This window comes from Alteromonas sp. AWJ4_199 (genome assembly GCF_056159165.1).
Window position 1 is genome coordinate 71,423 of the sequence record NZ_JBSWUR010000003.1, and the last position, 21,529, is coordinate 92,951.

Here is a 21,529-nt window from a genome sequence, read left to right on the forward strand (position 1 = left end):
CGGTACGCCCTCAGAAAAAGGTATTAAGCTGCTTGTGCGCTTTCCATTTCTTTTCGTGAACACAATAGTAATGACAGTGCGCCGATTGCGGCAAACACCGCTGCTGTAACGAAAGTCTCATAGGCGTTAGTGCCCTGTTGCCATTGCTGCCCCGCCATGTAATTACCCAATGCGCCACCCAGTCCAAAAGCGACACTAATGTACACCGCTTGCCCTCGGCTGTGATACGCCTTAGGTAAAAACTGGTGAATAAAGTGTACCGATACCGCATGGGTTAACCCAAAGCTTAACGCATGAATAAGCTGGCTTAATACGATCACCATAAAGCTGTCAGCAAATGCCGCCATCACATACCAACGTAGCCCTGTGAGCGCGATACTTACAAACAATAAATTCCAGACGCCAAATTGACTAATAAGCCTGCGGGCAACCAGAAATATCCCCACTTCAGCAAGTACCCCCAGCGCGATAAATATGCCGGTTTGTTGTCCGCTGTAATCAAGGTCTCGCATATATAGGGCAAAAAAGCCGTAATACGCACCAAAGCTAATTTGCAAGCACGCTGAAGCGAAGATAAATATAGCAAAAGGTTTTTGTTTGGCGTACTTCCAAATACTGCCCGCCGTAGACGATTCAGGCGCAGCTTCTTTCGGCGCGCGTATAAACAAGGTACTTATAAATAAAAGCGCTAGTACACCAACACTGGCATGCACAGGGGTATCAGTAGAAAAAATATCTAGGGCCTTACCCACTCCTACCGTCAAGAAAATAAATCCGACGCTCCCCCATAGCCTTATTTGCCCATAGGTAGCCTTGGTTTTCGCCACTGTGTTCATAGTGATGACTTCAAGCTGAGGCAATACCGCTGTCCAAAACATCATCATAAGACCGAACGCCAGCGTAAGCCCCCAGAAACTGGTGAAGTAAAAGACAGAACTAAAAGTCAGCACGGTAAGAAAGCAGCCTAAACGCATGACGCCTATAGCGTTTCCTGTTTTATCAGCAACGCCTGCCCACAAGCCAGGACCTAAAATACGCGCTAGGGTAATGACGGCAAAAAGCTCACCAATTTCGGCAGAAGAAAAGCCCCGCCCATCGAGAAAGATCCCCAAGTATGGAACAAGTACGCCAAGTTGCCCGAAGTAAAGCCAGTAGGTAACAGCAAGGATAAAGAGCGCAGCTTTGCTACTTTTTGTGCTTGGCTCAGCGCTTTTGGCGTGGTTTAGACCATTAGATGACAATTCACATCTCCATATGCAAAAACGCCACTAGCGCAAAACGGGTAGTGGCGAATAATAAAATTTATTGGCGCAGCATGTTTTTAGTGCTGCGCGTATTTGTAAACCGCGTGAATGTGGTGATTTTAAGATTGCGGTGTTTCGATTTAAACCCTATGCCTGACCAGCAATCGGCTTAGTGGTCGATAGCACACCGGCATTTTGCGCGCGGTGGCGCAGCAAGTGGTCCATCAATACCAGTGCCAGCATGGCTTCAGCAATGGGTACAGCACGAATACCTACGCACGGGTCGTGACGTCCTTTGGTGACGATATCAATCTCTTCATTGTCTTTATTGATAGTTTTACCCGGTACCGAAATGCTCGAGGTCGGCTTAAGTGCCATGTGCACTTCTATATCCTGGCCGGTAGAAATGCCGCCCAGTACACCACCTGCATGATTAGAGGTGAAGCCGTCAGGAGTCAATGTATCGCGGTGCTCACTTCCTTTTTGGTTGATTACATCAAAACCGTCACCAATTTCTACGCCTTTCACCGCGTTGATGCCCATCATAGCGTGAGCAATTTCAGCATCTAGCCTGTCAAAGACAGGCTCGCCAAGGCCAACGGGCACGTTCTTCGCTACCACAGATACTTTTGCGCCAATGCTGTCACCAGATTTTTTAAGGTCTCGCATGTACTCGTCCAGCGCATCTAACTTAGACTCATCTGGGCAGAAGAACGGGTTAGTGTTAGTCACACTATGATCAACTTTATCTACCGTTACCGGGCCAAGCTGAGACAAATAGCCTAACACTTCAATGCCGTGCACTTCTTTGAGGTACTTTTTCGCAATACCGCCAGCGGCTACGCGAATAGCTGTTTCGCGGGCTGATGAACGTCCACCACCGCGATAGTCACGGCTACCGTATTTTTGATCATAGGTATAGTCAGCATGACCTGGGCGGAAGCGGTCTTTAATATTGCCGTAATCTTGGCTTCGCTGGTCTTTGTTTTTAATCAACAAACCAATGCTAGTGCCTGTAGTCTTGCCTTCAAATACGCCAGATAGAATTTGTACTTCGTCGTCTTCTCTTCGCGCTGTGGTATAGCGCGAAGTGCCTGGTTTGCGCCTGTCTAAATCAACCTGAAGATCTTCTTCTGTGATCTCAAGACCTGGAGGACAACCGTCTACTACACCGCCAATTGCAATGCCGTGGCTTTCACCAAACGTGGTTACAGTGAAAAGTTTTCCGAAGCTGTTACCTGACATAATTAACTATTAATCCTTACTACTAAAATACTGTACGAGTGTGTCTTTGCGCACGGCAAAAATACCTGAACCGCCATTTTCAAACTCTAACCAAATGACTTCTAAGCCAGGGAACCTTTCGTTCATATGCACTTCGCTGTTGCCTACTTCTACGAACAGCCAGCCGCCATCATTAAGGTAATTTGGCGCATCTTTAAGCATAATGTCCACAAGGTCTAAACCGTCGTCGCCTGCGGCGAGCGCAAGTTCAGGCTCGTGATGATACTCTTCTGGCAGGTCAGCCATGTCTTCCGCGTCAACATAAGGCGGGTTAGACACGATAAGGTCGTATTTCTGCCCTTCTAGGCTAGAAAACAAATCTGACTGAATGGGATAAACCCGATGACTGAGACCATGTTCCTGAATATTGATGTCGGCCACCTCTAGTGCATCCGTACTAATATCAACGGCATCCACCTGGGCATCAGGATATGCATGAGCAAGTGCAATAGCGATACACGCACCGCCTGTGCACATGTCGAGAATAGTATTTGGCGTTGACTCAACAAAAGGCGCAAATTCGTTTTGGATAAGCTCGGCAAATGGGGAACGTGGAATAAGCACACGTTCATCCACGTAAAATGGCATACCGCAAAACCAGGCCTCATTTGTAATATAAGGCAACGGCATGCGAGTTTGTACGCGCTTTAAAACAAGCTCGGCAATTTTTTCACGTTCACTTTTGGTCAAGCGTGAGCTAAGAATGTTCTCGCCAGCCTGCTCTAAGATAGGATGAGGTAAATGCAGTGCCTGCATAACGAGGCTGGTCGCTTCGTCCCACGCATTATCAGTACCATGACCAAAGTACAAAGCCGCATCGTTAAAACGGCTGGTTGCCCATCGTGTCATATCTAACAGGGTATGCAGATCTTCAATGGCTTCTTCAAGGTAAAACTTATCGGTCATGGCGTTTGGGTACATCAAAAATTTCAAAGCTGGTATCATACCCAAACTTCATACTGATTCACATAATTAACTACGTACCGAATCTTTCTATTCGTTATAATTTAGGCGTTTTGAATCGTTAAACTCGAGTGTATTAACCCAAGCTAGCGTTGATGAAAACCTTTAAAAAAGAACTCAAAGCATTAAAGAAGCAACTTTCTGAACCCAATCGCCATACAAACAAGGCGATAAAGGAAGGTGCGCGTAATGGAAAGACGTCTACGAATGCTGAGGAAGACACCTTTTCATTTGCAGATGCAATGCAGGGCGTCACACCTATATCACAAGATAAGGTAGAGCCTGATAAGCAAGTTGAATTATTTAAAAAGTCGCAGCAGGTAAAAGGTAAGCACCTAAAACACAGCAAACAACTGGCAGCTAGTTTTAATTTTTCTGACATGTACCAGGCAGCACTACCTCAAGAAGGCCCTGTGCGCTTTTGCCAGGAAGGTGAGCCTACGCATATTTTGAAACAGTTGCGTCGCGGCGATTACTCACCAGAAATGACCCTGGATTTACATGGGTTAACCCGAGAAATGGCAAAAGCAGAGCTTGCTGCGCTTATTCACACGGCAAGAAAAGAACTGGTTGATTGTGTTTGCGTGATGCACGGTTTTGGGCAGGGCGTGTTAAAAGCTGCCCTACCCCATTACTTAGTCCAGCATCCACACGTACGTGCTTTCCATCAAGCCCCTCTCGAATACGGCGGACAAGCTGCACTACTAGTGCTTATTGAGATACCGCTTCACAACAACAAACGATAGGGCAATGCTGCGTAGTGCGGTCTATTTATTCTCGTCTGCACTGTTGTGCATAAATAAATAGGTGTAGTACATCATCATCGCAACAATAATACCTATACCTAATAGTGAGCCCCACACTACTGGGTCTTTCATCATAGTCCACATCATAATAAGTCTCCTCTTTAACTAAGTTCATAATAGAAGAGACTGGTGTCAGCGATTGTGATCTAGATCAATAGTGAAAATTAGCCTTTCGGCAACTTTTAGAATGCTTGATCTAGGTCAAATTGAGTTTGTCATTTTAACATTTATATTTGTTAGGGTAATTAGAGCGCAGGCATACCGAGCGCTTCACATTATCTCGACCCAAACCGATTAAAGATATTAAGTTCGTTTTCACTTCCTAACATCAGCTCAGCAGACCTACAAAGTGTTTCCATTGACTCACTCACTTTCATGTCAAAGTTAGAAGGCGTAGATTTTAAACTGTGTTGAAAAATCTTTGCGTTAGTGTGTGTCACTAAAAGCAAAAAGCCAAGACAGCCATAAGATTTTAGATAGGGCAATCGTCTACAGAGTTGCTTTGCTGCGGTGTGGGTGACAGTTAAACTTTTATCGGGGATAGAGAATATTACCCAATGTTCTCTCTTTCTCCCTTCTTTAACAATCGCCGCAAACCAGTCGTCTACTGTTCTGTCGTCGTATACGCTGCTTGGGATATCAAATAGCACATCATTGACGTTGAAAAAACGATATTGATGCTGACTTCCTACCATGGCTACCTCCTGTTATGCCTTTATCGAATTGATAAGAAGTGTTGTGATGCTTAGATCATTTAATGAAAAGGAAATGATTGCAAAGATAGGAACCGTTAAAACGAATGAGTTAAATCTGCTCGTACCTTGAGTCCCTTACCTAATAATGTTGTTGTTTTGATAAACGCCCTTCACGCACATGCGGGAAGTAATTTTCTCGCTCAACCACTCTGAGGCTTTAGGTGCTTCACTAAAAAACTGGAACGGTATTGTGGATGCATCGTAAATTCTAGACCAAAACTTTTGCTGCAGTGCGAGTCCCTCTGGTTCATGAAGTACTACAGCGGTGGCAACGAGCCCTGAGTCCACAGCTTCCTCTACTATCAGTTGCGCATCTGCTGTACCTTCTAGGGGCGCAAGCGCCAAGCCGTAAATATTAACTAGGCTTGCCCAACGAGGAACATTAATCTTTCTTCTTTCTGCGCCCACCACACGTTGATATTTGCGGATAAACTCTAAATTGAAAGGGCCGTTGAGATCGATGGTTAGTATCCGTCTGTCCTCTACGAAGTGAGCTTTAACATCGCCGTGTGCGCCAAATTTTTCACTTTCCATAAAATTGCTACCGCTGCTCGCTTTTACCTGTTTAAAAAAAAAAGTCACATTGAAGTATAATTCAACAATCTAAATTTCGCCTACAAACCAAAATCCAAAAAGAATGACGAAAACATCGATATTTAAAGAATATTAAAATAACATCAAAAGGCTATTGCAAATCATTATCATTTACACTATCTTGTAAATGCCTGTTCGACGTTGGGTAAAAAACGGTCTTGGCTTAGCGTCGCTGAGGGATAGACGCCCGTCTATCCCTCATTTTTTCATCTGCCACAATGACTATTGCCGAGTTGTTTTCATTCACTACTTCTCGATACTCAGTCTCTTACTGGCATAAAAAACGCGACTTAAAAGTCGCGTCTTAAATACTAAATAAATATTCGCTTTTTAAAAGCTAGCTAAACAGCTTCATAAACCAACCTTTTTGAAGATCCTCTTCGCAGGTTTTCAGTTGTGTCGCGTAACGTAAAGAACGGGCTTTTACTTTTGACGCCACTTTCTTAAGCCAAGGTTTTCTGTCATAGCTTCTGCGCTTATAGCCGCCCCATCCTTCGTGATAGTTTAGGTATTGCGCGTAAGCATCCCACTTAGAAATACCGTTCACTTTTTGCGATTTATAGATGAACCACCCCATAAAGTCGATGGCATCTTCAAAATCATCCCTATCCGCACCACTATTATCAGTCTCGCGCATGTAGTCTGCCCACGTAGGCGTTTTAGCCTGTGAGTAACCATACGCCGAACTGACACGCCCCCAAGGAATAAGCCCGAAGAACACATAATCGCGAGGTGGTAGTGCATCGTGACGGAAAGAGCTTTCTTGATACATCATAGCCATAGGCACGTGAATTGGCACGCCCCACTTATCTCTGGCGTCAGCAGCTGCATCATACCAATCGTCCTTTTCGTAGAATATTTCGCACAAATTACTGATGTCTTTAGGAGGCGTAGTTGCGCACCCAGCGATAAACAGCGGAAAAAGAACGATGAGAGTTGATAAAAAAACAACCAGTTTTCTGAACTTTTGGTTCATAGCTTGTCTTAACTAATGTTCTAGTAAAATGTGTGTTTCCCTGGAACCTTTTAATGCCTGACCTATGTCAGGCATTTTTTTTTGCTGGGGCTTCAGCGAAATAATCACGTATGAATGTATCGAAGTCTTTCACGTCAGCCGCTTCTATTTCTTTTTGAGCAGCAAACGACACGTCAGCTTGGGCAGCAAATCCAGCAGCATCCGTATCCGTGTATTCAAAAGACTTCATCTCAGATTGATAAGCTTGTGCAAGTTCTAACCCTAGCACCCCATTGTCTTTGTCGTCTTCTAAAAGCATAGAAAGCAGTTTGCCTGACGGCGTTAACTCAGGGTCTTGTACTTTGGCAAACTCAGTTTTTACTGCTTCACCGTAGCGAGAAGTATCGTTAGCCATATCAAGTAATTCAGCGGCCTGCTTGAAATACTCAAACAGCGAAGTACACCATTGAGGTAACGTGATACCCACGCCACCATTTTGTAGCACTAGGTCTGGGTTTCTCCCTTCTAGTACTACTCGATTCATGTTTTCTTTCGCTTCGTTAAGCTGTGTTTCATCAAGTTCAGCACTTGGCATTAGTAAACACGCAACTAAAAATACATCTAAGAAATCAAACTGGGTCTGTGAAATACCCACTGCGGAAAACGGATTAACGTCTAGCGCACGTACTTCAATGTAATTGATACCGCGGCGAACCAAGGCGTCTGTTGGCTTTTCCATTGACTTGGTAGGCTGCTTTGGTCGTATAGGCGAGTAGAGTTCATTTTCAATCTGAATGATATTGCGGCTAAGTTGCTGATAATTACCCTCATCCCCAGCAGCAAATTGGCTGAAGCGCGTAGAAGGCGTATTCATAGCATCACGCAGTAGTTTGACGTAGTTATCGAGCTGGTTGTAACAGATTTTAAGCGAAGACTGCTCTGCACTGGTATAGCCCAAGTCACTCATTCTAAGGCACGTGGCATAAGGCATGTACACCGTACCTTTACCTACTTTCTTAAATGGTAAAGCGTGCTTTTTACCTTTTAGGAATGAACCACAAAGTGCTGGAGACGCGCCGTAGAGATAAGGAATGAGCCAACATAGACGGCGATAGTTGCGAATTAACCCAAAATAATCCGCTGAAATCTGGTCTTGCGAATGTTCTTTACCATTCAGTTCAGCCCATAGTTTCCAAAAGCTATCAGGTAGAGAAAAGTTAAAATGAACGCCAGCAATAGCCTGCATCATACTGCCATAACGGTTTTTAAGGCCAATACGGTACACCCGTTTCATTTTCCCTACATTTGATTCACCAAAGTAAGCGATAGGAATGTCGGCTTCATCTTCGATGAAACACGGCATGCTTAGTGGCCATATCTGCTCGTCACCAATGTTATCGATAACGAATTTATGGATATCTTTTAACTGATTGATGGTTTTGGCTGCGCTATTCTCTGGCGGTGTAATGAACTCAAGCAGTGATTCAGAAAAGTCTGTAGTTATTGAATCGTGAGTCAGTGCAGAGCCCAGAGGTTTAGGATGAGGCGTTTGCGCCAACGTACCGTTCGGGTTTATACGAAGGGCCTCGCGCTCTACTCCGCGCTTTATGTCTTTAAGCGCAGATAGGAACTCGGGTGACTTAAGCGCAGCGATGCGCGCTTCAAAACGGGATGAGTCTACAGTCAAAATGGTGGTCCGTTATGTCAATATTGCCCCCTTTTATGGGGGGCAATAGTGTAAATTCAACAAAAATCAATCTATCAGTTTAACGTTTCTCGGGTATTACTCTCTACTGATAATTCGATAATTGGCATCGATAGCGCGTTTAACTGAGGCAAAATTTTAGTTTTATCACCTACTACAATAATTTGCATCTTATCGAGATTCAAATATTGCTTCGCTAACGCATCCATCGTTTCCTTATCAATATTGTTGATAATAGTAAGCTGCTCTTCACGATAGCCTTTCTCCAGATCGTAACTAAGCAGCTGTCTTAGGAAGCGTGCTTTGCTAGCAGGTGTTTCAAATTCTAACGCATCGCTTAGCGTAAAGGCATTGCGCATAAAGGCTATTTCTTCTTCATTCACGCCCTCGGTGCGGTAGCGATTAATCTCTTTAAGAATTTCAGAAATGCCTTCACCTGTATTAGCAGCGGTTAAGTCGGTACTTGCTTCAAACCATCCAAGTGTTTTACCACCCACAAAGCCGCTATTTGCTCCATAGGTGAAGCCTTTATCTTCTCGCAAGTTAAGATTTATACGGCTATTAAATGCCCCCCCTAATGGGAAGTTCATAAGACGAGACTTAAAGTGATCGCCTGTTGCATCAAAAGGTAGACTTCGATCGACCAGATATACCACTGACTGCACCGCTTCAGGGCTATCTATCAAGAATATCTGATTTTCTTCATACTTAGGAAAGTCGCTATAATCAGCGAACTCATAGGTTTTACCTTGCCACTTACCGATGAAATCTAAAGTATTTACCATAGCCTCTTTCGGTAAGTTACCGACAACAACAATACTCGCTTTATCAGGTGAGTAATAATTGGCGTAAAACGCTTTAATGTCTTCTAACGTGATGTTTTGTACTGATTCTAAAGTACCTTCGTCAGGCAGGCTTACACGATTTTCTTCCCCAAACAAGATGAGATCTCGTGCACGACGCGCCAGGCTTGAAGGCGTTTTGGCTTGCTGCTGTAACCCCTGCACAACACGCTCTTTCATGCGGTTGAAGTCTTCTTGCGTAAACGCGGGGTTGAACAACTTTTCTTTTAGCAGTGCTAAGGTTTCATCTAAATGCTTAGTTAATGTTGATACATAGACTTGCGAGTACCTACCAGCGGTGCTGAAACGGATAGCACTTCCCAGCTTAGCAAGCTCGTTAGCCAATTCTTCGTTACTGTAATTTTTTGTAGTTTCGTTCATAAGTAAAGCCGTCAGATAAGCCGTCCCAGCTTTACCTTCAGGGTCTAGCAACATGCCACCATCCATGCCTAGGGTTAACGTTACCGTTGGTGTCTCAGTACTGGTAACGCCAAGCATTTCTATACCATTAGCTAGTTCAGCTTCCCAATAATCAGGGACTTCTACAACCGGAGCCTCACCAGCCTTTGGCATTTCGCTTCTATCGAAACTTGATGCTGCGCTGGTAAAGGCTTCCTCATCTGTAACCTCTGCGGTTTCTATCTCAATATTTCTTACCGGGCGCTCAAAGTTCTGCTCGGCCGCAGCAAGTTGCACCTGCCCCTTTGGTACCACACTTAGTACTACGCTGTTGGCATCTTTAATATACTTGTTGTAAACACGCATGATGTCTTCAGCCGTTACCGCGTTATAGCGCTCGATATCCTCGGCTATTAAATCGGGCGTTTGATAGAAGGTTTCGTTAGCAGCAAGGGCTGACACTTTGCCAGACACACTTTGTAAGCCAAACACCGTACGCGCTTCAATTTTACCTTTTGTGCGCGCTAAATCATCGGCGGTGACACCTCTTGTTTCGAACTCTTTAAGGGTTTCACTCAGCACATTTTGAAGTGTTGAGAGCGAGGTAATTTTTGCTGGATTAGCCAAGGCAAGTAGCTGAAATTCACAGGCGAGTTCACGGCAAGGATGAGACACCACGGCCTGCACTGCCATACCCTCTTTTACTAAGTTTTTATAAAACAATGACGTTTTACCACCACCTAAAATATCGGCTAAAACATCTAGCGGCGCTTCATCTTCGTGGCGACCGTATACTGTTGGATAGGTTATTTGAAGAAGTGGAAGGTGAACCTTATCTTCAAGGGTGACATAACGGGTTTCGTATAACGTCACCGGCTGCGGCTCAGGCTCTTCTACTGCGGGGCCTGCTGGTATTTCGCCGAAGTACTTCTTCACCCAAGCTTTAGTTTTAGCTACATCGATATCGCCACCGATGGTAAGTACAGCGTTGTTAGGGCCATACCAGCGCTTAAAGAAGGCTTTCAGGTCGTTTACGTCTACCCGATCTAAGTCTTCTACATAACCAATGGTCATCCACGAATAGGGGTGACCTTCAGGGTATAGCGCTTCGCCATTAAGCTCAAAACGCAACCCGTAAGGCTGATTGTCTACCCGTTGTGCGCGTTCATTTTTAACCGTTTCTCTTTGATTTTCAAACTTGGTTTGGTCTACAGCTTCTAGCAAGTAGCCCATTCTGTCAGACTCAAGCCATAACACTTTTTCTAACTGGTTTGCCGGCACAGTTTCGAAGTAGTTAGTGCGATCGGTATTAGTCGTGCCGTTTAAATTACCGCCAGATTCTGTAATAACTTTAAAATGCTGCTCATCAGCAACGTGTTTTGAGCCTTGAAACATCATGTGTTCGAAAAAGTGGGCAAAGCCAGATTTGCCAATTTCTTCTCGTGCCGAACCGACGTGATAGGTAACATCGACGTGAACCAGCGGATCAGAATGGTCTTCGTGAAGGATGACGGTCAACCCGTTACTAAGCGTATATTTCTCATGAGGAATAGACACGCTATTTGATGTGATTACGGCGGTATCTGAATTACTATTCGCCTGTTCTTCCTGCACGTGCTGACACGCTGATACTGCAATGACGCCTATGGCCATAAAGAGGGTACGAAGGGTCAGTTTTCCTGACATGATGATTCCTTTTCAATTACTACATGTTTTCACTCGCCTTCACTCTAGCTACACTTTGACGTAACCACTTAACTTTACGGTCAAGAATGAAGTTGCGATTTCAAAAGTGCGAGCGAATTTTCGAAGACTACCAGACTTTTTAACGCTTTACTTGCTTCGACTTTGCTATGATTGTATTAATTTGTGTATTTCTGAAATACACTTACACTTCATAGTCTCTAGTAATAAAGGCTTTAGCCAGTTGAATTCGTTAAGTGGTACGAATGAACTGACAAATGGTTTGCGTTCGGACTAGAAATTGTCCGGAAAGAAGTTGCGAAATAAAAGGATAGATGTATGGATCAGTCAACAACAGTACTTGATATAGACTTCGGAATGTCACAGTTAAGTGGTAACAAAAAACTGTTGTTCACCCTACTAGGTAAGTTCACGGACGAATACCGTTCTCTTGATGCTGACTTACAAGCGCATATAGCAAAGGGTGACTTCACTGAGGCTTATTCACTTGTTCATACCCTTAAGGGAGTGACAGGAAATCTTGGTATGTTTGCGCTTCACAACGCAAGCAAGCCGGTTGAAGCCAGCTTTCGAAATGACAGACAAGTAGCTGATGAATACCCAGCGTTTGTCGCTGTGCTAAATGAGACTATTACCACGGTAGATGCGCTCATCAAAGAGCCAGAAGTTACCGCTTCTGCCCCTGCAAACGGCGCTGCCGCTGAGCAAGCTCGAAAGCAATTATTGGCCGCACTTAAAGCCAGTGAGTTTATTGCACAGGATAAACTAGACGAATGGCTAGACGCCCTTGCCTTACCGCAAGAAAAACGCACGGCTATTATCGATGCGGTTGACGAGCTAGATTATGAAGAAGCTATCGAAGAGTTAGAAAATAGCTAGTGCTGCACATCCCTATCCTCTTTGAAAACGCTGAGCTTATTGTCGTTAATAAGCCTGTTGGCGTTGCCATGCATGACGCTGGTAATGACGCTGGCGTAGAACAAGATATAACTAAAGGAATTAAAGCAGGAAAGGTAGACGGCATTGTTACTGTTTTAAAAAAGCAGCTCGCCGTTAAAGAATTGCACCTTTGCCACCGTTTAGACACCGGTACCTCAGGTTGTTTATGTCTGGCTAAAAATGCCACGGTGGCGGCAGAAATCGGCGAGCTTTTTTCATCAAGACGGGTGAGCAAATACTACCTAGCCTTAAGCGATAACAAACCTAAAAAGAAACAGGGCACGATAATCGGCGATATGAAAAATCGTCGCGGCGGCCAGCGCATTTTGCTTAAAACTCAGGAAAGCCCAGCGATAACTCAGTTTTTTAGTAGCGCAGCTAAACCCGGCACACGAGGCTTTATCGTAAAGCCTCACTCGGGGAAAACTCATCAAATCCGTGTGGCGCTTAAAAGCATTGGCGCACCAATTCTCGGTGATACACTTTATGGGGGTGAGGCATCAGACAGGCTGTATCTTCATGCATGGCATTTGCACCTTCCTTTGTCTTCTGGTGAATTAGCGGTTACTGCACCTTTCGATACAGGTGAAGTAATCAACGAAGCCGATGTGCAAACTTGGTACAACGGGCTTAATACGCCAGAAACTTATCCGTGGCCTTCTCTGCCCACGCGCTTTATGCCCGCACGCTTTATGCCGGTGCGCTAGGGAAAATGCGCTACATGCCTAATAGGTGCCAATAATCATGATAAAATAGAAACTACTTTGAATGTTTAATAGATGCTAATGGGTAAACTACATATAGTCGGCGGCGGTGCCATAGGAAGCCTCATTGCTGCGAGCTCCCAGAAAAATGGCGTGCCGTATGACTGCTACCCCAGAGACATGAAAACCATGTCCTCTTGCGCACACTGGCAAAACGGCCAAACCACTGCGCTAAAACCTGCGAAGCCTTCACCTATCGTGTTACCTAAAAGTGATGTGCTGATAATCCCCTTGAAAGTATATCAACTTAAAGCAGCCCTATTGCAATGGCTTCCCTATCTCACACAACAACCTACCGTTGTGCTGCTTCACAACGGTATGGGCGGACTTGAGATCGCAAGAGATTTACTAGGCGACGATTATCCGTTGCTTCTTTCTACAACCAGTCATGGCGCGTTAAAAGTAAAAGCTTCAGCGGGTGATGTTTATGTGCAGTATACTGGGGTTGGCTCAACCCAAATTGGCGCGCCCCAAATTTACGCGCCTTCATGTGACAGTCCACCACCTGACACGCTTTCAGCCCTCTCACAAAAAAAGCCCCAGCTTGCTAACGCGATTGCCACGTTACATGACGCACTCCCTCCTGTGCAATACCAAAGTAATATCCTAAAAGCGTTGTGGACGAAGCTGTCGGTTAATGCCGTGATTAACCCATTAACGGCGCTTCACAATATCCAAAATAAGCACATTGCTAAGCCTGAATTTGAACAAAGCCGTATTTCAATTTGCAATGAGTTTGCTCAGGTAGCGGATGCTTATGGGCTAGATTTTGATGCACTGTCAGTTCATGAAAATGTGCTGTCTGTAGCCAAGGCGACCGGAGAAAACTACTCAAGTATGCATCAGGATGTTGCTCACGGTAGACAAACAGAAATAGACGCCATCAACGGTTACATTGTAGATATGGCAACAAAAAAGGGTATTCCCGTTCCCGAGAATACCCTTTTAGTAGAGCGTGTTAAGGCGCTGAAGCTTTAACAGCGCCAAGCACTAAACTCACTTTATTTAAGGCGTAAGATTATTCTTACTCACCCGCTTCTTGGGCGTCTTTTGGCGCCTGAGGCTTCATGTGTGGGAACAAGATAACGTCTTTAATTGTTGAGCTATCAGTAAATAGCATAGCTAGACGGTCAATACCAATGCCTTCACCCGCTGTTGGCGGTAAGCCGTATTCAAGGGCGCGGATGTAATCGTCGTCAAAGTGCATGGCTTCATCGTCACCAGCATCTTTCTCTTCAACCTGCTTTGCAAAACGCTCTGCTTGGTCTTCTGGGTCGTTCAACTCGCTAAAGCCGTTTGCCAACTCACGTCCACCTACGAAGAACTCGAAACGGTCGGTAATGAATGGGTTGTTGTCGTTACGGCGCGCAAGCGGCGATACTTCCCACGGGTATTCTGTAATAAACGTAGGCTGCTCAAGCTTTTCTTCAGCGGTTGCTTCGAAGATTTCGCAAAGATACTTACCTGCACCCCAAATACCGTCAACTTCAGGCTCTTTGATGTGAAGCTGTTTCGCCATCGCTTTAAGCGCGTCAAGGTTCGCCTCTGGATCGCGGATAGCTTCCTCGTTAGCTTCTGGCCAATACTTAAGAATAGCTTCGCCCATGCTTAAGCGGTCAAACGGCTTACCAAAATCGTATTCAATTTCAGACGTTACGTTACCTTCAGCGTCTTTGGTTGTGTTTTTGATGATGCTTGTTCCAAGAATATCTTCTGCCAAGGTGCGCAGCATATCTTCTGTAAGGTTCATCAGGTCGTTATAGTCTGCATACGCTTGGTAGAACTCAAGCATAGTGAATTCTGGGTTGTGACGTGTTGATAGACCTTCATTACGGAAGTTACGGTTGATTTCGAACACACGCTCAAAACCACCAACCACTAAGCGCTTAAGGTATAACTCTGGCGCGATACGCAGGTACATATCGATGTCTAGCGCATTGTGGTGAGTTACAAACGGCTTAGCAGTCGCACCACCAGGAATAACCTGTAGCATTGGCGTTTCTACTTCAAGGTAGTCTCGCTCGGTAAGATAATTGCGAATACCGTTTACGATCTTGCTTCGGATCATGAAGGTTTTGCGCGTTTGTTCGCTTGTGATCAAGTCAACGTAGCGCTGACGATACTTCGTTTCCTGATCACTCAAACCGTGAAATTTTTCTGGCAATGGACGAAGTGCTTTAGTTAGCAACTCGTATTGCTCCATATTCACGTATAGGTCGCCTTTACCTGACTTATGCAGGTCACCAGCTACGCCAATGATGTCACCAATATCCAGTGCACCGTATTTGGCTTTAAGGGCTTTTTGCGTGTCTTTATCAGCGTAAGCTTGTATACGGCCAGTCATGTCTTGAAGCAGCATGAAAGGACCACGCTTTGCCATAATACGGCCAGCGATGCTTACTTTATTACCCTGCTCTTGTAGCGTTTCTTTGTCGAATTCACCGAACTTAGCTTGAAGCTCATCCGCATAGTTTTCGCGACGGAAGCTGTTTGGGAAACCGTTCGCACGGCACTGCTCGCGAATAGCGCTTAGCTTAGCACGGCGCTCTGCAATCAATTTGTTATCGTCTGTTTGTTGGTCAGTCATAACCTTTCACTTCGTTGTTCGGTTTACAGCCCGGATTTCAGGCTGGCTTCAATAAATTTGTCCAAGTCGCCATCTAGCACGGCTTGAGTGTTACGTGTTTCCACGCCAGTGCGCAAGTCTTTAATGCGAGAGTCGTCAAGTACGTAAGAGCGTATTTGACTCCCCCAGCCGATATCAGACTTGCTGTCTTCCATCGCTTGTTTTTCAGCGTTTTGTTTTTGCAGTTCAAACTCGTAAAGTTTAGCTTTTAACTGCTTCATCGCCTGATCTTTGTTTTTGTGCTGCGAGCGGTCATTTTGACACTGCACCACAATACCCGTTGGTTCGTGAGTAATACGTACCGCAGAGTCCGTTCTGTTTACGTGCTGACCACCCGCACCCGATGCGCGATAGGTGTCTATACGTAAGTCAGACGGGTTAATATCTATATCAATATCGTCGTCAATTTCTGGGTATACAAACGCTGATGAAAATGATGTATGACGGCGGTTACCCGAGTCAAACGGTGACTTACGAACCAAACGGTGCACGCCGGTTTCTGTACGTAGCCAACCGAATGCATATTCGCCCTGAATTCGCAAAGTAGCGCTTTTGATCCCGGCTACATCACCGTCTGATACTTCAATGAGTTCAGTTTTAAAACCGTGGGCTTCCCCCCAACGCAAATACATGCGAAGCAGCATATTTGCCCAATCTTGCGCTTCTGTACCACCAGAGCCCGACTGAATATCAATGTAGCAGTCGTTTTCATCATTTGGACCAGAGAACATACGGCGAAACTCAAGCACTTCTAGCTGCTCAATTAAGCCTTCAAGTTCACTTTGGGCCTCGTTGAAAGTATCTTCATCTTCGGCTTCAACGGCCAATTCAACAAGACCTTCAACGTCTTCAGTTCCCTGATCGAGCTTATGGATCGTTTCAACGATTTGCTCAAGGGCCACTTTTTCCTTGCCAAGTGCCTGCGCCCTGTCTGGCTCGTTCCAAACATCAGGACTTTCTAGCTCTCGGCTAACTTCTTCTAAACGCTCTGACTTTGCATCAAAGTCAAAGATACCCCCTAAGCGCTTCGGTGCGCTCGCGGATATCTTTTATCGCATTAGTAACGGGGTTTATTTCAAACATAGTCCGCTTATTTCGTTATAAATTTAAGACCGCGGATAGTACCGAATTTGAAGAAATTTTGATAGGGGTTGGCGCAAATATTGCGACCCAGTTTTTGCACACGCTAGCGAACGTTTTTTAGTCGCTTAAGGTGAATTGAATAATATTACCGTTAAACGGCTTACAGTAGGCATTGGTAATACGTTCAAAGCCCATAAGATTAAACTTATGTAGCACCCAACGCTTCTTGGCATCTAAATTTGATGCACTGGTTTAGCACATTCACGCCTTGTTGAAGTGTGCAGTGCAAACCGTAAAGTCGTTATAAGCGATAAATGGAAAAGTAATAGGAAAGGTATGTCGTTAAATAATTTGTCTTATGCTGTTATCGGAGTACTGCTTGGTCTCTTAGTATTGGCATTAGGCCAACTTGTTGACTGTCAAAATCTAGCCGGCGCAACCATGGCGCTACAGTGCCCTAACGGTAATCCTGTTTCAAAACTATGGCTGATCGCCTCAATAGTAATAGCTGGAAGTGGTATCGCCGCTTGGCTATTTCGAAACCGCAACGTCTAATCGCGTTGCGATATTGAGAGCACATTATGATCTTCCAAGCGCACTGCAATCTGCCCAACGTAATTAACCATACATGCTTACGTATTCTCAGTAGTAAACTGCAGTGCGTATAGGTAAGTTTCAGAGCGCATAAAAGAATCTACTGCCTTCATGCGCAGCAGTGCTCACCTCTACATTTACGGCTATTTAGCCAACGTATAATCCGTATAGCCTTTCTCACCGCCACCGAACAAGGTGTCGGGATTATGTGTGTTTAACGGTAGATTGTTCTCTAATCGATAGGGTAAATCAGGGTTTGCTACGAAAGGACGGCCAAAACCAATCATATCTGCCCAACCTGCTGACAGCGCACTTTCGGCACGCGCCTTGTCGTACTTTCCAGCATAAATCAATATACCGCTGAATGCTTTGCGAATAGCCTGCTTGAAGGATATCGGCATTTGCGGTGCATCGTCCCAGTCGGCCTCTGCAATGTGCAAATAGCCAACATTAAAGCTGTTTAGCATAGAAGCACTAGCAAGATAGGTCTCTTCCGGATTGTTGTCGACCGTCCCGTTTAATGTTGTTAGGGGCGCTAGACGTACACCTACTTTATCAGCGCCAATTTCCTCAGACACAGCCTGCACCACTTCTTTCAAGAATCGAATACGGTTCTGTACACCTCCGCCGTATTCATCAGTTCTTGCATTACTCTGAGAATCAATAAACTGGTTAAGCAAGTAACCATTAGCCGAATGCAGCTCAATACCATCAAACCCGGCATCAACCGCGTTTCTCGCAGCAACTCGGTATTCTTCAACCACCGCTTTTATATCGTCAATAGTCATTTCTCTTGGCATGACCGACTCAACAAAGCCAGGGTTGCCGCCTTCATCCACGAATACTTTTACTCCATCGGCTTGAATTGCAGATGCACTGATAGGCTGCTGCCCTTCGGTATTTGATGGATGAGAAACACGACCCACGTGCCAAAGTTGTGCGAACATCACACCGCCCGCTTCATGCACTTTATCTGTTACCAGTTTCCAGCCTTCAATTTGCGCCTTGGTATAGATACCTGGCGTCCAAGCATATCCCTTACCTAGCGCAGAAATTTGTGTGCCTTCGCTTACGATTAGCCCTGCACTTGCGCGCTGAGCGTAGTATTCAGCCATTAAGGCATTGGGCACATCGCCGGGCTGGGTTGAACGGGAACGGGTCATCGGTGGCATAACAACGCGGTTCTTAAGCGTTTTTCCAGCCAGCGATACGGTTTCAAATAATTTCATAATGGGGTCCTTTAAGTTTTTCACTTTTGCAATTTCATCTTATGTATCCCTATATATGAGGCCCATTAGCTTTGTTAGAACCCGTACTTTTTACAAAGCACTTTTGCATTTTTCACAAAAGTACCGGTACATTTCGACGACGTTATCCCAAATTTCATGCATCTCCTCTTGACGCAGAAAAAATTAAGCTTACACTTGTTCGCTGAACTAGCGTACAAGTGTAAGCTAGAATATTTTCATCCTTTTTGTATTTAAGATATTCCGACGAAATACAGGTGTGATTTCTACATTGAGACAATTACTAGATAAATTTACTGATCGCATATTCCACCACGGCTCTTGGAAGGGCTATTGGGAAGTACTGATGCAGCAAATTAAACCCGCATGGCGCGATGGGTATTTTAGAGCCAGAGTTGTAACAGTAAAAAACTTAAGCTCGGATATACTCGAGGTGCTACTTGAGCCGGATAGTTCGTGGCCAACGCATTCCGCAGGGCAGCATATCGCGTTGACTATAGAGCTTAATGGCAGGCTCACCACCCGCGTATTTACCATAGCAAGTGGTGCTAATACCCACCAAAGAGACAAGCAGATCCGCTTGGTGACTAAGGTAAAAGCCCAAGGCGCGCTAACACCTTACCTACATACCTGTGTGCCTAATCAATGGGTAAATATTTCAGCCCCCATGGGAGAGTTTGTATGGCCTAAGACAGAAAGGTCTCTACTTATGATTGCGGGCGGCTCGGGTATAACTCCTTTCATTGCCATACTTGACGATGCCGTCAACAACGCGCAGCTAAACCATACACCGGTACACTTACTTTATTTTGCTAAGCCAGGCGAGCATGTATTACTCAGTGAATTATCAGCGTTCAGTCAGCGCTGTGAGTACTTCACCTATGATATTTTGAGCAAGCAAAAAGACGGAGACGTAGAAGCGCATTTGTGTAACTTTGCCAATGCACACTGGTTAGTGTGTGGTCCACGTGCCATGTTCGAGCAAGTTGAAAGTTATGCAAAAACGATCAACGTACCTGTTTCAAGCGAACATTTCGCTGCGCTTCCTGTGGTGAGCAACACAAGCCTTACCGAAAGCGAAACCTTCTCTTTAATTCACAACGGCCAATCTTTGGCTATCGACAATCAGCAAACCCTGCTTTCACAGCTTCAACAAGCAGAACAACCTGTGACCTATGGCTGTGGCATGGGAATTTGTCATCAATGTCAATGTGTGAAAAAACGGGGCGTAGTGAGAGATACCCGCACGGGTGAGCTTTCAGATAGCGCAGAGCAACTTATTCAGCTGTGTGTATCACAAGCCGTAACTGATTTGGAGATTCAACTATGAACACCAGTGTTGCAATAGACAACCAACACCGTGAAGAAGCCATCGAACAAGCGCATGCTCCGATAAGTGGAACCAAAGCAATTCCGTCAACGAGCACTAAAGAGAAACCGAACTACGAGTTACTTGCCGCTCAGCTTGATGAAATTAAAGCTGACATTAAACGAAAAGTGGGTGCTGAAGATGCGGCCTATATCCGACGTATAATTCTTGTTCAGCGAATTTGCGAGTGGAGCGGACGGATACTTTTAATGTTGGGGTTCATTCAGCCGCTGCTCTGGGTTGCCGGCGTATTGAGTTTAGCTACTGCAAAAATTCTCGATAATATGGAGATAGGCCACAACGTGATGCATGGCCAGTACGATTGGATGAACGACAAACACATTAATTCGAAAGGTTATGAGTGGGATATTGCCTGTGATGGCGCAAGCTGGAATCGCGTTCATAATTACGAACATCACACCTATACCAACATTATTGGCAAAGATAGAGACTTTGGCTACGGTTTGCTTCGCCTGTCTAACGATTTTGGATGGCGTGTAAAAAACCTATGGCAGTTCGCGACTTACATCGTACTTAGTGTTTTATTTCAGTGGGGTGTGTCGTATCACGAAATGGCCGCTGAGCGGGTCTTTTTTGGAAAAAAGAAGGACAACCGCAAGAATCAGGTTACTCATAGTGAACTAAAGAAGCGCTTTTTTAGCAAGGGCGCACGTCAATTAGTAAAAGACTATGTGCTATTTCCTCTGATAGCTGGCCCCCTATTTTTATGGGTACTTGCAGGCAACCTTGTTGCCAACTTACTGCGTAATTTGTGGACATCGACTATCATCTTCTGTGGTCATTTCACTGGCGATGTAGAAACATTCAAAGAGGAAGATTGTGTTAATGAAACCCGAGGGCAATGGTACTACCGACAAGCGCTGGGCTCTTCGAACATCAAAGGCGGCAACTTGTTTCACGTGCTTACTGGGCATTTAAGCTTTCAGATTGAGCACCATTTGTTCCCAGATATTCCTGCTAGGCGCTATAGAGAAATGGCCCCCAAGGTAGAAGCCGTATTCAAAGAACACGGCATGCACTACAACACTGGCGGATTTTTAAAACAGTACGGTAGCGTATTAAAGCGTATTATTCGCTACTCTTTCCCTTAACAAACTGAAACCCTAACCAGCCGGTCATAGCGCTCGCGCTGGTTAGGCACGTTCCCCACGCCCAATCAACCAGCATGATGAACAATGTAAAACCTTCAATAATGCTGTATGCCGTTAAGTTGTATGCGCCATAACTAGCTAACCCTAAAAGCGCGCCATCAATTCCCGCATAAAGTAACGACTTATCTCTGTTCGCCACCACAGCAAGAACAAACACTACACATCCATACATCAAGTAGAACACTACCCAAGGCCACGTGATAAATTGATTTCTAAGCAAGGGGGCCATTTCACTTTGATACCAGTTATCCGCAATAACACCAAGCCACAAGAAATCAAGTACGCCAAAGCACACAAAGATAGCAATTAACGACACGATGATGTTTTTCGCAAAGCGAATGATGTTGGAAAGCATGAAACCTATCCCTGTAAATAAGTAAATTGCTGATATAAGTTATTTAAAATATGAATACGTAAGTGTTGCACAATTAGCGCATTGGGAAAACGGTAAACCTTTTTACTGCGCGTGATCACTTTACTTAAA

At 44.9% G+C, this 21,529-nt stretch carries 20 protein-coding genes; 7 read left to right on the forward strand and 13 right to left on the reverse strand.

The window, feature by feature from the left end; all coding sequences use genetic code 11:
• Positions 1–23 precede the first annotated feature (23 nt).
• From ACXAER_RS17380 to prmB, 3 genes are all read right to left on the reverse strand, one after another.
• Positions 24–1,241 (reverse strand): MFS transporter, encoded by a 1,218-nt coding sequence (locus tag ACXAER_RS17380; RefSeq protein ID WP_474831329.1) that lies wholly within the window; start codon positions 1,239–1,241, stop codon positions 24–26.
• 150 nt (positions 1,242–1,391) lie between these two features.
• A complete protein-coding gene (gene aroC, locus ACXAER_RS17385) occupies positions 1,392–2,489 on the reverse strand; it encodes a chorismate synthase (RefSeq protein ID WP_039222880.1) in 1,098 nt (365 codons plus the stop codon).
• A gap of 9 nt (positions 2,490–2,498) precedes the next feature.
• Positions 2,499–3,434 (reverse strand): 50S ribosomal protein L3 N(5)-glutamine methyltransferase, encoded by a 936-nt coding sequence (gene prmB / locus ACXAER_RS17390; RefSeq protein WP_474831676.1) that lies wholly within the window; start codon positions 3,432–3,434, stop codon positions 2,499–2,501.
• Positions 3,435–3,586: 152 nt separating this feature from the next.
• On the opposite strand from prmB, the gene smrB reads away from it, so the two are divergent.
• A complete protein-coding gene (gene smrB / locus ACXAER_RS17395; protein WP_474831330.1) occupies positions 3,587–4,237 on the forward strand; it encodes an endonuclease SmrB in 651 nt (216 codons plus the stop codon).
• A gap of 21 nt (positions 4,238–4,258) precedes the next feature.
• Here smrB and ACXAER_RS17400 read toward each other — a convergent pair whose 3' ends face one another.
• The 6 genes from ACXAER_RS17400 to ACXAER_RS17425 all read right to left on the reverse strand — a co-directional run bounded on the left by ACXAER_RS17400 (position 4,259) and on the right by ACXAER_RS17425 (position 11,233).
• Positions 4,259–4,384, reverse strand: coding sequence for a hypothetical protein (locus tag ACXAER_RS17400; protein WP_474831331.1), 126 nt, complete (start codon positions 4,382–4,384; stop codon positions 4,259–4,261).
• Between the two features lie 188 nt (positions 4,385–4,572).
• A complete protein-coding gene (locus tag ACXAER_RS17405; RefSeq protein ID WP_474831332.1) occupies positions 4,573–4,992 on the reverse strand; it encodes a hypothetical protein in 420 nt (139 codons plus the stop codon).
• 135 nt (positions 4,993–5,127) lie between these two features.
• Positions 5,128–5,586, reverse strand: a complete 459-nt coding sequence (locus tag ACXAER_RS17410) for a hypothetical protein (RefSeq protein WP_474831333.1) — start codon at positions 5,584–5,586, stop codon at positions 5,128–5,130.
• A 397-nt stretch (positions 5,587–5,983) separates the two neighbouring features.
• Positions 5,984–6,622: a transglycosylase SLT domain-containing protein gene (locus ACXAER_RS17415; RefSeq protein ID WP_474831334.1), complete on the reverse strand. Its 639-nt coding sequence runs from the start codon at positions 6,620–6,622 to the stop codon at positions 5,984–5,986.
• A 67-nt stretch (positions 6,623–6,689) separates the two neighbouring features.
• Positions 6,690–8,288 carry a glutamate--cysteine ligase gene (gshA, locus tag ACXAER_RS17420; RefSeq protein ID WP_474831335.1) on the reverse strand — a complete coding sequence of 533 codons (1,599 nt, stop codon included), beginning with the start codon at positions 8,286–8,288 and terminating at the stop codon, positions 6,690–6,692.
• Positions 8,289–8,362: 74 nt separating this feature from the next.
• Positions 8,363–11,233: a M16 family metallopeptidase gene (locus ACXAER_RS17425; protein ID WP_474831336.1), complete on the reverse strand. Its 2,871-nt coding sequence runs from the start codon at positions 11,231–11,233 to the stop codon at positions 8,363–8,365.
• A gap of 336 nt (positions 11,234–11,569) precedes the next feature.
• Here ACXAER_RS17425 and ACXAER_RS17430 point away from each other — a divergent pair, with 336 nt between their 5' ends.
• The 3 genes from ACXAER_RS17430 to ACXAER_RS17440 all read left to right on the forward strand — a co-directional run bounded on the left by ACXAER_RS17430 (position 11,570) and on the right by ACXAER_RS17440 (position 13,932).
• The gene (locus ACXAER_RS17430) at positions 11,570–12,130 is read left to right on the forward strand and encodes an Hpt domain-containing protein (protein WP_474808031.1); all 561 of its coding nucleotides are present in this window, start codon (positions 11,570–11,572) and stop codon (positions 12,128–12,130) included.
• Entirely contained in the window at positions 12,130–12,897 is a 768-nt protein-coding gene (locus tag ACXAER_RS17435) for a pseudouridine synthase (protein WP_474831337.1), read from the forward strand. The genes ACXAER_RS17430 and ACXAER_RS17435 overlap by 1 nt, the downstream gene beginning before the upstream one ends.
• 78 nt (positions 12,898–12,975) lie before the next feature.
• Entirely contained in the window at positions 12,976–13,932 is a 957-nt protein-coding gene (locus tag ACXAER_RS17440) for a ketopantoate reductase family protein (RefSeq protein WP_474831338.1), read from the forward strand.
• 46 nt (positions 13,933–13,978) lie between these two features.
• Here the strand turns inward: ACXAER_RS17440 and lysS are convergent, their stop codons facing one another.
• Complete coding sequence (gene lysS, locus ACXAER_RS17445; RefSeq protein ID WP_474831339.1) at positions 13,979–15,541, reverse strand: lysine--tRNA ligase; 1,563 nt, start codon at positions 15,539–15,541, stop codon at positions 13,979–13,981.
• A 23-nt stretch (positions 15,542–15,564) separates the two neighbouring features.
• Positions 15,565–16,663, reverse strand: a protein-coding gene (gene prfB / locus ACXAER_RS17450) for a peptide chain release factor 2 (protein WP_474808039.1) whose coding sequence is annotated in 2 segments (ribosomal slippage) — positions 15,565–16,587 and positions 16,589–16,663 — 1,098 coding nt in all. Because the reading frame shifts where the segments join, the coding sequence is not laid out codon by codon here.
• A 336-nt stretch (positions 16,664–16,999) separates the two neighbouring features.
• On the opposite strand from prfB, the gene ACXAER_RS17455 reads away from it, so the two are divergent.
• Positions 17,000–17,218, forward strand: coding sequence for a hypothetical protein (locus ACXAER_RS17455; protein ID WP_474831340.1), 219 nt, complete (start codon positions 17,000–17,002; stop codon positions 17,216–17,218).
• Between the two features lie 182 nt (positions 17,219–17,400).
• Here the strand turns inward: ACXAER_RS17455 and ACXAER_RS17460 are convergent, their stop codons facing one another.
• Positions 17,401–18,486: an alkene reductase gene (locus ACXAER_RS17460; RefSeq protein ID WP_474831341.1), complete on the reverse strand. Its 1,086-nt coding sequence runs from the start codon at positions 18,484–18,486 to the stop codon at positions 17,401–17,403.
• A gap of 289 nt (positions 18,487–18,775) precedes the next feature.
• Between ACXAER_RS17460 and ACXAER_RS17465 the strand changes: the two genes are divergently transcribed.
• Both ACXAER_RS17465 and ACXAER_RS17470 read left to right on the forward strand, forming a co-directional pair.
• Entirely contained in the window at positions 18,776–19,834 is a 1,059-nt protein-coding gene (locus ACXAER_RS17465) for a flavin reductase family protein (protein ID WP_474831342.1), read from the forward strand.
• The gene (locus tag ACXAER_RS17470) at positions 19,831–20,985 is read left to right on the forward strand and encodes a fatty acid desaturase family protein (RefSeq protein WP_474831343.1); all 1,155 of its coding nucleotides are present in this window, start codon (positions 19,831–19,833) and stop codon (positions 20,983–20,985) included. Before ACXAER_RS17465 ends, ACXAER_RS17470 begins: the two co-directional genes overlap by 4 nt.
• On the opposite strand, the gene ACXAER_RS17475 is transcribed toward ACXAER_RS17470, so the two are convergent.
• Positions 20,963–21,400, reverse strand: coding sequence for a DUF2177 family protein (locus tag ACXAER_RS17475; protein WP_474831344.1), 438 nt, complete (start codon positions 21,398–21,400; stop codon positions 20,963–20,965). The genes ACXAER_RS17470 and ACXAER_RS17475 overlap by 23 nt on opposite strands.
• Positions 21,401–21,529 lie beyond the last annotated feature (129 nt).